This window comes from Thiohalocapsa marina (genome assembly GCF_008632335.1).
In the GTDB taxonomy this organism is placed as follows: Bacteria; Pseudomonadota; Gammaproteobacteria; order Chromatiales; family Chromatiaceae; genus Thiohalocapsa; species Thiohalocapsa marina.
Genome location: NZ_VWXX01000036.1, coordinates 1 through 13,904 on the forward strand (window position 1 = coordinate 1; position 13,904 = coordinate 13,904).

Annotated in this window: 10 protein-coding genes; 2 read left to right on the top strand and 8 right to left on the bottom strand. The window is 63.7% G+C overall.

Features of this window, described 5'->3' with window-relative positions; all coding sequences use genetic code 11:
* Positions 1-213: 213 nt before the first annotated feature.
* Genes F2Q65_RS16330 through F2Q65_RS16340 form a run of 3 tightly spaced genes read right to left on the bottom strand, consistent with a single transcriptional unit; the run spans position 214 to position 3,838 of the window.
* Positions 214-1,260 carry an acyltransferase family protein gene (locus tag F2Q65_RS16330; protein ID WP_150094477.1) on the bottom strand — a complete coding sequence of 349 codons (1,047 nt, stop codon included), beginning with the start codon at positions 1,258-1,260 and terminating at the stop codon, positions 214-216.
* Positions 1,257-2,375, bottom strand: a complete 1,119-nt coding sequence (locus tag F2Q65_RS16335) for an acyltransferase family protein (RefSeq protein ID WP_170265782.1) — start codon at positions 2,373-2,375, stop codon at positions 1,257-1,259. Before F2Q65_RS16335 ends, F2Q65_RS16330 begins: the two co-directional genes overlap by 4 nt.
* A gap of 5 nt (positions 2,376-2,380) precedes the next feature.
* Positions 2,381-3,838, bottom strand: coding sequence for an O-antigen ligase family protein (locus tag F2Q65_RS16340; protein WP_150094479.1), 1,458 nt, complete (start codon positions 3,836-3,838; stop codon positions 2,381-2,383).
* A 169-nt stretch (positions 3,839-4,007) separates the two neighbouring features.
* On the opposite strand from F2Q65_RS16340, the gene F2Q65_RS16345 reads away from it, so the two are divergent.
* The gene (locus tag F2Q65_RS16345) at positions 4,008-5,000 is read left to right on the top strand and encodes a glycosyltransferase (protein ID WP_150094480.1); all 993 of its coding nucleotides are present in this window, start codon (positions 4,008-4,010) and stop codon (positions 4,998-5,000) included.
* A 117-nt stretch (positions 5,001-5,117) separates the two neighbouring features.
* Positions 5,118-7,979 (top strand): glycoside hydrolase family 9 protein, encoded by a 2,862-nt coding sequence (locus F2Q65_RS16350; protein WP_150094481.1) that lies wholly within the window; start codon positions 5,118-5,120, stop codon positions 7,977-7,979.
* Between the two features lie 152 nt (positions 7,980-8,131).
* On the opposite strand, the gene F2Q65_RS16355 is transcribed toward F2Q65_RS16350, so the two are convergent.
* The 5 genes from F2Q65_RS16355 to F2Q65_RS16375 all read right to left on the bottom strand — a co-directional run bounded on the left by F2Q65_RS16355 (position 8,132) and on the right by F2Q65_RS16375 (position 13,903).
* Positions 8,132-10,309, bottom strand: coding sequence for a GumC family protein (locus tag F2Q65_RS16355; RefSeq protein WP_150094482.1), 2,178 nt, complete (start codon positions 10,307-10,309; stop codon positions 8,132-8,134).
* A gap of 245 nt (positions 10,310-10,554) precedes the next feature.
* A complete protein-coding gene (locus F2Q65_RS16360) occupies positions 10,555-11,427 on the bottom strand; it encodes an ExeA family protein (RefSeq protein WP_150094483.1) in 873 nt (290 codons plus the stop codon).
* A 39-nt stretch (positions 11,428-11,466) separates the two neighbouring features.
* The gene (locus F2Q65_RS16365) at positions 11,467-12,144 is read right to left on the bottom strand and encodes an exosortase C-terminal domain/associated protein EpsI (RefSeq protein ID WP_150094484.1); all 678 of its coding nucleotides are present in this window, start codon (positions 12,142-12,144) and stop codon (positions 11,467-11,469) included.
* Positions 12,138-13,037, bottom strand: coding sequence for an exosortase (gene xrt, locus F2Q65_RS16370; RefSeq protein WP_150094485.1), 900 nt, complete (start codon positions 13,035-13,037; stop codon positions 12,138-12,140). The genes F2Q65_RS16365 and xrt overlap by 7 nt, the downstream gene beginning before the upstream one ends.
* Positions 13,034-13,903: an EpsD family peptidyl-prolyl cis-trans isomerase gene (locus F2Q65_RS16375; RefSeq protein WP_170265783.1), complete on the bottom strand. Its 870-nt coding sequence runs from the start codon at positions 13,901-13,903 to the stop codon at positions 13,034-13,036. Before F2Q65_RS16375 ends, xrt begins: the two co-directional genes overlap by 4 nt.
* Position 13,904 lies beyond the last annotated feature (1 nt).

Here is a 13,904-nt window from a genome sequence, read left to right on the forward strand (position 1 = left end):
CTTCTTCTGTTCAACAGCGATTTCGCTCTTGCATCGCGGGGCGGACCATATATGGACAAGCGCAGCGCCGTCCACCAAACCCCGCGCTGGCGCTGCCGCTGGTGGACGGCGCTGCGCTTGTCCACCCTACCGGCTTCCGGCCGGCGCGATGATCAAGGCCGATCCTGATCAGGCGCCTATGGCACACTGGAGACTGACTGCTTTTTTCAGGTTTCAGCGTTCCCGCGTAACGGACCGGTACAGGGCCTCCGCCGACAGCCAGCGCGGGGCGGAGAGCAGACCGGAAATGCCCAGCCGCCGCATTAGCCACAGCGCCAGCATCGGCAGCAGGATGCCCGCCAGACAGCCGAGGACAATCTGCGTCAGGGCGTCCTGCACCCCCAGGAACCGGCTCAGCAGCACCCGTGCGCCGCTACCGGCAAGGATGTGCATGACATAGATCGCCATGGACGCGCCACCCAGGGCGACGACCCAGCGCACCGGCGCCCGGGCGAGCCAGATGCAGAGGCTGGCCACGGCCAGGATCGAGACCACCGCCACCAGCAGCGACGCAACCCCCTTGTCCTCGTGGGTCAGCCCGAGACCGAGGTGGAAGCCGGTCTGCACGGCGATGAACAGCACCAGCCCCAGGGCGGCCCAAGGTCCGGCCCAGGGCGCCAGCCGGTGCCGGACGCTGCTGAACCAGACCCCCAGGGCGAAGAAGACCAGGTTCTTGACCACGTAGTCCGAGTGCATCAAGGACGGGATCCGCGCCTGGAAGACGTAGGCCAGCGCCGAGACGACGAGCACCCCGAACAGCAGGGCACCGGACTCGCGGCGGTAGACCAGGATTGCGGTCACGAAGACCAGGAACAGTGCGTACAGAAACCAGAACTGGGCGCGCGGATCCCACAGGCTCAGCACCTCGGTCAGGGTGACGCTGCCGGTGGTATAGCGGCTGAGCCAGACCTCCGCCAGCCCCTGGATCAGGGACCAGAGGATGTAGGGATAGACGATGGTGTCCACCTTGTTCAGCGCCAGCGCCACCCGACCGCGTCGACGCAGGGAATGGAAGAAGAAGATCCCCGACAGAAAGAAGAACAGCGGCATGTGGAAGCTGTAGACGATGCTGTCCACCAGCCGATAGAGCGGCTCGTCCAGCGGGATGCCGGCATTGAAGACACCCCGCGCCACATGCCCATAGACCACGAGCACGATGCCGATGGCCTTGGCATAGTCGACCCAGGCATCGCGGCCGCCCTCGCCTGTCCGCGTTGTCATTCCGCCACCCCCCTTGATTGTCGCGCCGCCGGCCAGGCGATTCCCTTGAGCGCACGGGTCATCTCGCCATAGTAGAGCGAGAAGACCACCCCCAGCAGGAGTTGCGCAAGGACCAGGGGCGCCCCGTCAGGCAAGACCAGCGGCGCCACAAGCACCAGCGCCAGCAACACCAGCCAGGCCGGGAAGCGCTGCATCAGACGGGGGATGCGTAGTGCCGCCAGCAACGGCGGCAGCAGCCACATCAGCACCACTGACAGCAGCGCCACCAGCGGCCAGATCCAGTAGCTGCCCCAGATGCCCTCGGTGAAGCGACGGATCAGCCAGATCAGGCCGATATGCACGTAAAGAAACAGCAGCGACTGTCGGCCGAGCCAGAGCAGCGGCACGAAGGCGCTGCTGATCAGCGACTGGGGCAGCCGGCGCGCAACGAAGAAGGCCGCCGAGGTGATGAACAGCGAGCACAGGAAATAGCCGATGGTCATGTCCCAGCGGTTGTCGATGCCCAGCGGCAGCCCCCAGTACCCCAATAGCCCCCAGGCCAGCCCCAGCGCCAGCAGCGAGGCCGCGGCGAGCCAGAGATTGTGCCGGTTCGGCGCCAGATGGCAGAACATGCCCAGAAAGAACGGAAACAACCAGGGGATGATGACGAAGTTGCCCGGCTCGATAACGACGTTGACCAAGGGTGCCACCCATTCGCTCTCCCGCGGCAGGAGATCGGTGAGGGGTTTCAGGGCGAAGATCGCCACGGCGGCCCCGAGGTGGAACCAGTGGCCGGGATTGAGATAGCGCTGCACCAGGTAGAGCGTCAGCGCGCCGACGGCGATGATCTGCAGGATATCCATGTCGAAGCTGACCCAGAAATTGCCGACGACCATGGACGCGAAGCTCAGACCGAGCAGAAAGATCATGACATAGGTGAGAACCACGCCGGTCACGGGATGCCGCCGCGCCTGGAAATTGGCCGTGATGCCGGAGACGGCAAAGAACAGGATGGGCGCGAAGCTGCCGAGAAAGGTCAGCGCCTTGGATGGCAGGTCGATCTGCAGTTGGGTATGGGCGAACAGCATCAGCACGCAGGCCGCGCCTTTGAGCAGATCGAGTGATTGATCGCGCATCATCGTCACCTGTGAGTGAGGCCGGTCGGCCCGCTTCGGCGCCGCGGCAGGCGCCGGTTACGGGTCATCATCAGGTACCAGAGGGCCGCCAGGCGTCCCTGCTGCAGTTGGTCCTGGCGGACGCGTTCGCGCTCCACCCGATCCAGCGAGACAACGAAGCCGGCCAGCATGAAATAGGCCACGGTAATCTGGATGATGCGGAAGTTCCACTCCAGGGTGCCGATGAGCCAGTTGATGGCAAAGGCGGTGAGGATGCCGATGGCCAGCACGCGCTCCAGGCTGTCCTTGCGTTTCAGGATGAAGCGCAGCGCGATCCACATGAAGCTACCGGTGAGCATCACATAGAGCACCACGCCGATCAGGCCCAGCTCCGCATAGTGCAGCCAGAAGATATGGTGAGCGATTCCCCGATCCAGCGGCGCGAGGTGCTCGCCGTAGACCATGTAGTTGATGGCATAGGAATAGTTGTTGATGCCAACGCCGAAGAAGTAGTCGCTGCCCATCTGCTCCGAGGAGATGTTGGCGGCGTGACGCGATTCGCCGGACTCTTCCGGAGCAGTCTCGAAGCGCTCGATGATCGGCGGCAGCACGAAGGCCAATCCTGGCAGCGAGAGCAGGAACATCAGTCCGAGGGCGGCCATCTTCTTTTTGTACTTGGTCGCTTTCTGCTTGAGCAGAAAGGTCATGAAGATGATCATCATGAAGCCCATCACCATGGTGGCCATGCCGCCGCGCGACAGGGTGGCCAGCGTGGTGAGGACACCAGCACCGAGGGCCGCCCAATAGATCAGTGAACGCTTGTCGAACAGCTTGTCGGTGTCCTGCATCAGCACCGCGAACAGGATGTAGTTCATCATGTTCTGGAAGGTGGCCAGGCCGTTCTGATGCGGGAAGGAGCCGCGCGGCGGAAAGACGCCGCGGGTGTACTTGTCCATCAGCACTTGCACGAAGCTGTAGAAGGTCAGGCCCACCACGCACCAGATGATGAAGCGCAGGTCGTCCTCGCTGCGAATGAAATTGTAGGCGACCCAGAAGGTCGCATAGGCGCGAATGAGCTTGGTGACGCCGAAGAAGGCGAACTGCGGGATCAGCGCGGTGGCGATACTGAAGGCGCTGTAGAGCAGATACAGCGCCATCCAGATCTCGTTGGGGTTGCGCGTGTAGAGCCGGCGCTTCTGCCAGCGTGGCGCCTTGAGCATGGCGACGATCAGCGTGATGGTCAGCCAGTCGGTGACGCCGAACTCGATGCCGCGGATGTCACCGCGATAGAAGGTGTAGCTGAAGAAGGTCACGTCCACCGGATTGATGGCCATGAACAGGATGCCGGCCATGCAAACGCGGTCCATCCAGGCGAAGCGAAGCGCAGCGGGGATGGCGACGGCGAGAAAGCCGATGGTCATGCCCACGAAGATCAGCTGCTTGAGGCTGATCGCCTCGGGCCAGAGCTCCGGCGGTAGCGGCAACTGGGATACCCCGCGGCGGCTTGGCGAAATGGATGCGTGGGATGTTACGCTGCTGGCCCCTGCCTCTCAAATTTCACTTGCGCGTGGCCAGAACAAAACCCTCGGCTGCTTGTCAATACTTGAGCAAGGGGATATGCTATTCGTTTGCCCTCCTCAAGGCAGCTGCACCATGCTTTCTCGGGCCTCACGCGTCATCAAACGGCTCATCCAGGGCGACGCCCTGCCCGCCTACATTCTCTACAAGGACCCGGCGGTGGTGGTCAGCTACTTCGAAGACTTCGTGACGCACCGGGATGCCATGCTCGGGGCGCTGGCGGGTTTCAAGCCGCATCTGCTGTTTCAGTTCGGCTGGCATCGCGAGACACCCGAGCGCGCGGATGAGGTCGCCCGCGAGGCGGCCGAGGTCACTCGCCTGCGGCCCGACGCGGAGATGATCTTTCTGTGCAATTCCGAGCGCGAGGTCGAACTGATCTCCGGCGTCGGCTTGCGGGCAGAGTTCTGTCATCAGAACGCCTTTCTCGACGAGCGCCGCTACCGGATCCTTGCCCGTCCGCTCAGGTACGACGCCATCTATCTGGCTCGCATCACGCCCTTCAAGCGCCACCACCTGGCCCTGCAGATCCCGTCGCTGCGCCTGATCGGTGATCATTCGCCGCAGGAGACGGACTATTTCAACCAGGTGATGCGCCAGTTTCCGCACGCGAGCTGGAAGCGCAAGGTGTTCTCACCCTTCGTCTCCCGCGCCCTCTGCGAGGCCCGTTGCGGGCTCTGCCTGTCAGCGGAGGAAGGGGCGATGTTCGTCAGCGCCGAATATCTGCTGTGCGGGCGGCCGGTGGTCTCCACCCGCAATCTGGGCGGACGCGATGCCTTCTTCGAGCCCGACTACGCCTATATCGCCGAGGACAGCGCCGAGTCGGTGCGCGACGGCGTCGAGGCCATGAAGCAATGCCCGGTACCAGCGGACGAAATTCGCCGGCGCACCATCGAGAAATTCCAGCCGCATCGCCAGCGGCTGATCGCCATCCTGCAGGACATCTCGGACCTTGCCGGCGTGCAACGCGATGTCGCCGCCGAATGGCCGGACTATTTCACGCACAAGCTGGGCCTGCGCTGCTTCAACGGGCCGCGCGTGCGGCTGACCCGACTCCTCAGGAAACGCTGATTGATTGGCCATCCTGGCCAAAAATCAGCACGCGATTCGAAAACGCGGTTTCCGCATCGCTTCATTTTCCACGGTTACTCGCTTCGATGGCTGCGTCCATCGAAAACCAGGTGACTTATGCAAATTTCCTTGCGACGCGCCCATCCCTCCTCGGCCCAGGAACACCCGCGTTCGACGGTTGGCGCGGCCACCGCCATCGCGCTGGCAACCCTCTTTCTCGTCTTTTCAATGCAGCCTCTGGGCGCGATCGCCGATGATCTCCTCCTCTACGACGAGGATGCCGCCACCCAACTCAGCCAACTAGAGCGCATTACCGAGACGGCAGAAGCCGCCCACGATAGCGCGGTCGGCCTGCGCGTCACACCCACCTACTGGCATACGCCCTTCTTTCGCCTCGCCGCCGGCCGCACCGACTTTCGCCCCTACACCAGCCTGGAGTTCTCGGTGCGCAGCACGGCGGGCACCCTTGACCCGACCATCCTGGCCATCGACTATGCCCAGAGCCGCGAACTTCCAATCAGCGACTATGCCGAAGGCGGGCTGGTCGACGAGACCTGGCGACGGGTGCGCATTCCCGTTGCCGATCTGGTCAGCGACGCCTTCGGGCTGGAGAGCGTCTATCTGATCGGCTTCGGACCCATGGCGAATCCGCAGCCCTTCGACATCGACAACTTTGTACTCCGCGATGAGCGCAGGCCTGCGGTGCTGGGCTGGGAGGCGCTGTCGGATCGCACCCTCGCGGTGATCATGGAGCAACTCGATCCGTACTCCCTCAATGGGACCGGAGGGGATGTGGGTGCCTGTGATGGTAACGATGCCCAGGCCGATACCTTCACCGTGTCGAGCCGCACCGATTCCGGCTATCGCGAAGCACGCACGCCGGTAGCGGTCGGCAGCAGCCGAAGTGCCGTCGAGGTGGCCGAAACCGGACTTGGCGTGCGCAGCGAATCACGGCTCTACCTGCTGCTTCCAGAGGCGCTGAGACCCGGCCACGATTACCACATCACGCTGGGTCCCGTGCGCAGTGCCTCGGGGCTGCCCATGGAGAATCCGAGCCTGGAACTGACCTATGTCGAGCCGGCGATCAGCAGCAGCATCAAGGTCAATCAGGTGGGCTACGCACCCTACGCCACCAAGATCGCCTTCGTCGGCAACTGGCTTGGCAACCTGGGGCCGATGCCGGTGGACGGGCGCGATTTCTACGTCGTCGATGCGGACAAGGGCAAGCACGCCTATTGCGGCCAATTGCAACTGCGCGCGGCCCATGACCCGAACAGCGGCGAGGCGGTCTACACAGCCGACTTCAGCGCCCTCTCGACGCCCGGCCGCTATCGTGTGGTGGTGCCGGGTCTGGGCGGCTCCTACCCCTTCGAGATCAGGGATGACATCTATACGGATGTCTACACCGCGACCATGCGCGTCTTCTACCACAAACGCAACACCACCCTGACCTACCCCTTTGCCGATACAGGATTCGAACGGGACGGCATCCTGCCGGCATTGAATGCGCTCTACCACCCCGTCCTTGCCGACTATCCGCTGAGCCGCGGCGAGATCCCGTTCGACTTCAAGCCGATCACCGGCGGCTGGTTTGATGCCGGCGACTATGGCCAGTACATCCACAATGCCGCACCGATCTGGGGCCTGATCGGTCTGGCACTGGATCTGGCCGCGCCAGGACAGTTCGGCGATGGCGAACTGGGCATCCCCGAGAGCGGCAACGGCATTCCGGACGTCATCGACGAACTGGGCTGGGGCATGGAGTGGGCCCTGTCGATGCAGGATACCGACGGCGGCGTCTACTGGCGCGTGACCCCCGCCGAGTGGGATTGGCTGATGCCCGGGGACGTCCTGGAGCCGCGTTACCTCTACGAGAAGACGACCCGAGCAACGGCACAGTTCGCGGCGATGGGGGCCATCTACAGCCGGCTGATCCGGCCTTACGACCCGGTCCAAGCCGATGCGGTGCTGCAGGCCGCCCTGCGCGCCTGGAGCTTTGTCGACACCCATCCCGTCTGGCCGCCGGAAGGCACCCTCTACGAGAATCCCGACGAGTTACCCGGTGGCGGCACCTATCCGGCGTCCAGCGCGAAACCCGATCTGCTCTGGGCCGCCGCGGAACTGTATCGGACCACGGCCCAGCCGGCCTATCAGGATGCTGTCCACCGCCTGCTCGGCGAGGTCAATATCGATATCACCGCAGCCCCTTACAGCACCCTGCCGTTCTGGGCGCTGGTCAACGCCAACCATGGATCCCGCGACCCGCTACTGCTGCAGCGAGCGCAGCAGGGCCTGGCAGCGGCGGCGGACGTGATGGTGGAGCGCGCTGCCGCGTCGGCGTATCGGTCACCTAAACATCCGTTCATCCCGTACACCGGCTGGCATAATTTTGCCGGATCACCTATCCAGTCGCTGGCCTTGTTGCAGGGACATCACCTGACTGGACAACCCGTGTATCTGGACCTGGCGTGGCAGGTGGTGGATATCCTGCTTGGCGCCAATCCCTTGTCACAGACCTGGTTGACGGGCTTTGGCGGCAAGCCGGTCAAGGACCCCCTGGACCGCGTGTCACTCAGTGACGATCAGGACGCCCCCCTGCGCGGTCTTCCTGTACCGGGACCAATCTGGCATCTGCCAGGCTTTCGCGAGCCCTACATCGCCTTCAACAAGGCCTTCTACCCGCCTGAGCAACCACCAACAGCGGAAGACTGGCACAGCGCCTATCCGGTGTTCCGGCGCTACCTGGACAGCCACCACCTGATCCCGATGAACGAGTCGACGATCCGCGAGATGGCGGCCATTGCCATGGCCTTCGGGCTGTTGCGCGATGCCGGCATCGCCTTGCCGATCCGGGAACCCGAATTCGAATGGACACCCAGCGATGCCGGCGACCTGAACACCGGCGGTGGCGATACGGCGTCCTCGTGTCAGGGTGGCGTCTACAAACCGCCGGTCAAAGGCGGCCCCAAGGCTTCCTGATCGCTCGCCGCAAGACGCAGTAGGTGTTCACCTGGTGAGCATCGAGTTCAGCCGCGGGCAGCGGGCGCTGGTGGGCTTCGAGGTGGAGACGCTGTTGCCGACTTGACGGCCACCGCAGGTTGGCCGGGCGATTCAAGGGGAAGGGTTCCGGGCTAAGCGGTCGCGGTCGCCCTCGCTCGGCGCAGGCCGAACCACCGCCTGGGCTCCGGGCGGAACAGGGGTTTGCCGCTGAGCAGATTGATCGGGACATCGGTCACCAGGATGCCGCAGACACGGGCGCCGCGTTCCTGGAGCAGTTCGACGGTCTCGCGCAGTTCACCGCGCGTGGTCTGACCGCTGCGCGCCACCACCAGTACACTGCCCAGGGCAACCGCCGCCTCGAGGATCGGCTCCTGGCCATCGAGGGGCGGCAGATCGTAGATCAGGTGGCACCCGGACTGGCGCAAGGCATCGAGCAGATGGCCAAACCGGCGGCTGCCGAGGATCGCGAGCCCCAGGCTCGATGCATCCGCGCCTGCTGCGTCAACATCAGACGCCGGGATATCCGCCGCTGCATCGTCCTTGCCGGACGGCGCCATCCCTGCCGCGATCAAACGGAAATCCGCAATTTCCGTCCCGGTCGGCAGGCCGGTCAATGACCCCTCGCCCTCCAGCGCCTGCCGCAGACCGACCCGCGCGTCGTCCAGGCCGAGCAATGCGGAGGGACGGGCTCCCGCCCCGGAACGCAGATCGGCATCCACCAGGATCACCGGGCGCTCCTTTAACGCCAGGGTCAGGGCCAGATTGGTCGCCGTCAGGCTGCGTCCCACCTCGGGCTCAGCACTCACGATGCCGAGACAGCGCCAGTCATCCGGCTCCAACTGCGTATCCAGTTCATTGATGATCCGGCGATACAGATCCGCCACCGGATCCACCGGGCGCCGGATGTCGATGCAGCCGGAGTTCGCCGATGGCAGCTGCTGGAACTCCCAGGCCAGATCCATATCGGGCATGCCCAGCGCATCCCGGCGGGTGCGTAGCCGGGGGTCCAGCAACTCGAGCAGCAAGGCGACGCCGAGCCCGAGTCCCCCGCCAAGCACGACGCCGGCCATGGCGATGAGTTTCTTCGGTGACGGCATCGGCAGTTCGGGGGGAGTTGCGGCCTCGAACAGGGCCAGGGCCGCCTCGTTGCGCTGAATCACCACCTCGGCCTCATCCACCCGCCCCACCAAGCCCTGGACCAGGTTCTCTGCAGCGACGATGCGTGCCTGCAGCAGCCGGAATTCCTTCTCCGCAGCGTTAAGCGACAGCAACTTGGCGCGGCTTTTCTCGATGGTCTCTTCCAGAGCGACGAGCTGGGCCTCGCGTACCCCGATCTCCTCGATCAGCTCGCGCTTGCGCGCCTCGAGATCCGCCAGCCGAGTATTGGCCGTGTACTGATTTTCCGGTGCGCCTTCGTCCTCACTGTCGGCGATCATCTGTTTCAGCACATCGACCCGCGTCTGCAGCTTGATGACCTTGGGGTTTTTTTCGGTATAGCGGCTGCGTGCCTCCTGCAGTTGCCATTCGTAGTCGGTCAGCCGGCTCTTCAGCGGATTGCGGTAGATGGTGGAACTGACCACCATCTCGGGCTCCTGCTCGATCAGTCGTTCCAGATCCGCACGGGCCTCGTTGTAAGCCTGCAATTCCGCAAGCTTGGTGTTGCGCTCGGTCTCCAGTGTACTGAGGCTGCTCACCAGAACCTGGGTCTCGGCCGCCAGACTGGAGAATTGATGCTCGGTCTTGAAGGCGCGCATCTCGGCAACGACGCTGCGCAGATCCTCCCGTGCCTGAACCAGTTGCTCGCTGTAGTTGGCATGGGCCTCCTCGGCGTCGGCGCGGCGCAGGTCGCGGCTGCGTTGGACCAGGTGCTCGACCACGGTGTTGGCGATGCGTGCGGCAATCACCGGATCATTCCAGATGGCGGTGATCTGGAAGATGTCGGAGTCCTTGCCGATGTTGACACCGATCGCGGGGCTCAGGGTGCGGATCGGGACACCAAGATTGAGTTCTTCTGAAACCGCCTGCAGCGAACTCGGCAACTTGACCGTGTCGAGCAGGGTCTTGAGGTTGTAGCTTTCCGGCTCGAACGGCTTGGCGGCGCCGAGCGAGAATTCCTCCTGCCGATGCAGCATGACGGCTGCCAATGCCTGCCACCTGGACTCCACCAGCGTCACGGCGGCCACCAGGAACAGGGTTGCGACCACAAAGGCAATGCCGGCCGCGAGCCAGAAGCGCTTGAGGATACCGCGGGCCAGGCGCTCCAGGTCAAGCCCGGGGCCCTTGGCGGGCGCCTCTTCTTCGCCCCCCATGCCAGGGAAGGCGGGAAACGGAAGTGGCGCTTCGTCACGCGAATCGTCGGATTCCGCTGGCCGGTCCGACGACCGGTCGAGCGGCGGTTCCACGAGATCCCAGGCGACCTCGCCCGGATCGCCGCCGCGGCCTGATCGCGCTGATGCCGGGTCCGTGCCGGACGCATCGTCTGCGTACAATGTCCGTTCGTGTCGCCCAGAATGGGCGTTGCGGATGCGCAGTTCCGGCGTCTCGGAGAGGGGTGTCACAAGGGGTCAGCCCCCAGGTCGAACAGTCCGCCATGTCGGCGCAGGTCCTCCACCACCGTGACGATGGCCGACTCGGTGAAGCGCCCCAACCCCTCGTCGAGGACATGTTCCAGGGCGATCTTGCAGATGCGGTTGATCTCGCGCGGGATGCCGCGACTGGCCTTGAAGAGGCGTTCCAGGGCCTCGTCATCCAGTGGCAGGTCGCCCGTGTAACCCGCAACATCCAGGCGATGGCGGACGTATTCCCTGGTTTCCTGCTCAGTCAGGGCCGTGAGATGAAAACGCAGGCTGACCCGCTGATCGACCTGCGGCAATTGTCTCAGCAGCGTGCGCAATTCCGGCTGGCCGATCAGGATCAGGGTGAGAAAGTTCTGCCGCTCGGAGGCGATGTTGGTGAGGCCCTTCAAGGCCTCCAGGGTGCCGAGATCGAGCTGCTGGGCCTCGTCGAGCAGGATCACCAGGTGGCCTCCAAGCCCGGCGATCTGCTCTGTCAGGGCACGCTTGAACGCCGCCAGCCGCGTATAGCGATCCGGATAATCCGTGGCGCGCAGGCGCTGGCCATGGATCTGGCTCAGGATCTCCAGCAGCAGGTCATCGAAATCCAGCAGACTGTTCTCGATACTGACGCGGGTATGGGTCTTGGCCGGCAATCGGGCATGCAGCACGGTCCGCAGCATGGTCTTGCCGGAACCGATCTCGCCGGTCATCAGCCCGATGCCCATGTTGCGATCCTCAGCCAGAAACAGCAGCCGAGAAAGCGCCTCCGCATGCCCCTCCGACGGAAAGAAATAGCGCGTGTCACGCGTGCTGTCGAACGGCGGTGCGGGGGGGTTGGTGGCGCTCAGCCGAGATTCAGTGACGCTGCCCATGGGTGTATGCTGCTGCACGATTGCCAAGATCGGAGCCGGCTAGCGAACCCCCAGTCGGGTGCGGGCTTCATCGGGCAAGGCATCAAGCATGTCGCGGATAAACCGGTCATGCGTCTCCGTGTCGAATCCCTCGGTCTGCAGTGACGATACCCGAAACAGAAGCCCATCGGGCGTCTTTCCGGTGAACAGGTGCTTGAGCTGACCGATCTTGCGATCCCACCCCGGCAGTCGCGCCGTGGTTCCGACCGTTGTCCAGTAGCTGATGACCTCGCGCCGCGTATCCTGCCCGGCCAACAGACGTCGGACGGGCAGTTCCTTGCCGCGGTAGTCGATGGAGTCATCGGTGATCTCCGAGACCCTGAAGCCCTGGGCGCGATAGCAATCCTCCTGCGGATGGGCATGTGTCTTGTGGGTCAGTTGATCACTGCCGTAGGCCAGCATCAGCATGATGTGTTCGTTCTGCCCGTTGATATAGGTGCGTGCCACCACCTGAGTATAGATTTCATTGACCTGCCCCTCGGTGGCCGGATCAGCGGGCCGCATCAAGGGACTCTGCCTCTCCTGCCAATCGCCGAAGACCCGCGGGATGGCTGCATTCATGTCAAGCGGCGCATGTCGATTGACCCCGACCGCGATGGCTGCCTCCTGGTCCTGCAGCAGGTAGGGCGCAATCGTGGCGAGGAGCAAGGTCATGGCGATCAGAATCGGCCTCAGCATGCCTGGTGCGAATCTCGGCCTCCGCCGCGGCCGGTGCTGAATGCCTTGCCCACCAGCAGCAGTAGGGCGTCGGCCAGCAGCAACAGGGCCAGGGCAATGAAAAACAGCAGGACCCCGGAAAACGAATGGGCAAAGCCATCCGCCACGGCGCTGCCGTAGCGATAACTGATCCCGCCAAGAATGACCACCCGCGCAACATTGGTCATGACCGCAATGGGCAGGATGGTGGCGGCAAGCGCCAGCCAGTGCCACCAGCTGCGCCGACCGGCAAGATAGAGGTACAGCAGGCCCAGCGCCGACAAGGAATAGATGGAATGCAAGCCCGAGCAGACGTCATCCACCAGCAGTTGGTAAGGGCCGACAATCAGCAGGTTGCCCAGACGCGCCACCGGATATCCCAGCCCGTAGAGCAATCCATCAGCGGCCATGGCAACCCACGCCTTCAAGTGGCCGGTGCCTGACTGGATGACCACGTCCGGAACAGGTGCCATGAAGATGAGAAAACAGATCGGAAACCACAGACGCCGCATGGCGAGCGTGCCGGCGAGCAAAAAGACCATGCCGGCCAGTACCGGAATCTGGGACGCGACCTCCAGAAAGCTGTTATCCCGGGTACGTGCGCTGACATAGGCCACCACGCCGATGAGCAACAGGACGCTACCGACAAGCGCGCCGCCAGGGCTTCGCCGCCGGGTGAATACATCGCGCTGGCGCCAGATCAGCCAGGCCGATACGCCGGCGATCAGCGGTGCGTACTGGTAGACGTCGAAGACCCAGACCTGCCTGGCCTGCTGCCAGTAGACTGGTGTATACATCGCCACGAAGGCCAGCAATGGCAGGCCCCAGAACAGCAGGTTGCGCCCGCGGGCGCCCTGTCGTGCGGACAGGGTCATTGCTGATCAGTCGGGGCCGGCGTTTGGGTGCCGGGTTCCTGCAGGTACTGGATGCTGGCCGCCTGGCGGAGCGATTGCATCCGCCAGGCCATCTCTTTCTTGACCTTCTGCTTGTTCAAGTAGTCAATGATCAGACTTTCGGCCCGTTCCAGGTTGTAGGGCGAATCCACCGACATCAGAATGGTATAGACGTACAGCGTCCTGGGCGACTCAAAAATGACGCGATCCCCGACCTTTGCCTTGTGGATCCCCGGTAGTGCCTCCAGGGGAATCTGTTCGGAGGTACGCACGACAGTGTCCTGATGATACGCCAAGCCCTGCTGATCGAGCCAGGCGGCCACCTCCACGGGACCCTGGCCCTCGAACAGGCGTGTTCTCACTTCCTCGATGCCCGGACTCTCGACTGAAATGTAGAGTTCACTCAGGGCGAAGAATTTTCGCTGCGCAAAGAGTTCCGGATGCCGTTCGTAGAAGGCGCGGATCTCATCCGGTGTCGGATTCGGGATGTCGGCCGCCACCTTTGAGGCATAGGCATTCGCGAGCACGTCGAGACGGATCTCCTCGAGCTGCAACATCACCCGTGGATCCCGGTCCAGCTTGACTTTCAGCGCCTCGTTGACCGCGAGCTGGCGGTCGACCAGTCGCCGGATGACATCGCTGGGCTCGGTCTTCCTTCCTTGTACCTGTTGGGTCTGTAGCGCGCGATCAACCTGATGGACAGAGATCTCCCGGTCATCGACGATCACCGCCGTCTGCCCCGAACCGCCAGTGCTCCGCATCGGGCCAATATCGCAACCCAAAGCCATCAGTGCAACCATCGCACAAAGCGCCGAGGTGGCCCACGGTTGTCTGTTCGCAGCACCCATC

What these genes read in the sequence shown, in the direction of transcription:
- xrt (WP_150094485.1), bottom strand. Translation starts at nt 13,037, where the DNA reads ATGACCCTGTCCGCACGACAGGGCGCCCGCGGGCGCAACCTGCTGTTC.
- F2Q65_RS16375 (WP_170265783.1), bottom strand. Translation starts at nt 13,903, where the DNA reads ATGGGTGCTGCGAACAGACAACCGTGGGCCACCTCGGCGCTTTGTGCG.
- F2Q65_RS16360 (WP_150094483.1), bottom strand. Translation starts at nt 11,427, where the DNA reads ATGGGCAGCGTCACTGAATCTCGGCTGAGCGCCACCAACCCCCCCGCA.
- F2Q65_RS16355 (WP_150094482.1), bottom strand. Translation starts at nt 10,309, where the DNA reads ATGGGGGGCGAAGAAGAGGCGCCCGCCAAGGGCCCCGGGCTTGACCTG.
- F2Q65_RS16365 (WP_150094484.1), bottom strand. Translation starts at nt 12,144, where the DNA reads ATGCTGAGGCCGATTCTGATCGCCATGACCTTGCTCCTCGCCACGATT.
- F2Q65_RS16350 (WP_150094481.1), top strand. Translation starts at nt 5,118, where the DNA reads ATGCAAATTTCCTTGCGACGCGCCCATCCCTCCTCGGCCCAGGAACAC.
- F2Q65_RS16330 (WP_150094477.1), bottom strand. Translation starts at nt 1,260, where the DNA reads ATGACAACGCGGACAGGCGAGGGCGGCCGCGATGCCTGGGTCGACTAT.
- F2Q65_RS16345 (WP_150094480.1), top strand. Translation starts at nt 4,008, where the DNA reads ATGCTTTCTCGGGCCTCACGCGTCATCAAACGGCTCATCCAGGGCGAC.
- F2Q65_RS16335 (WP_170265782.1), bottom strand. Translation starts at nt 2,375, where the DNA reads ATGCGCGATCAATCACTCGATCTGCTCAAAGGCGCGGCCTGCGTGCTG.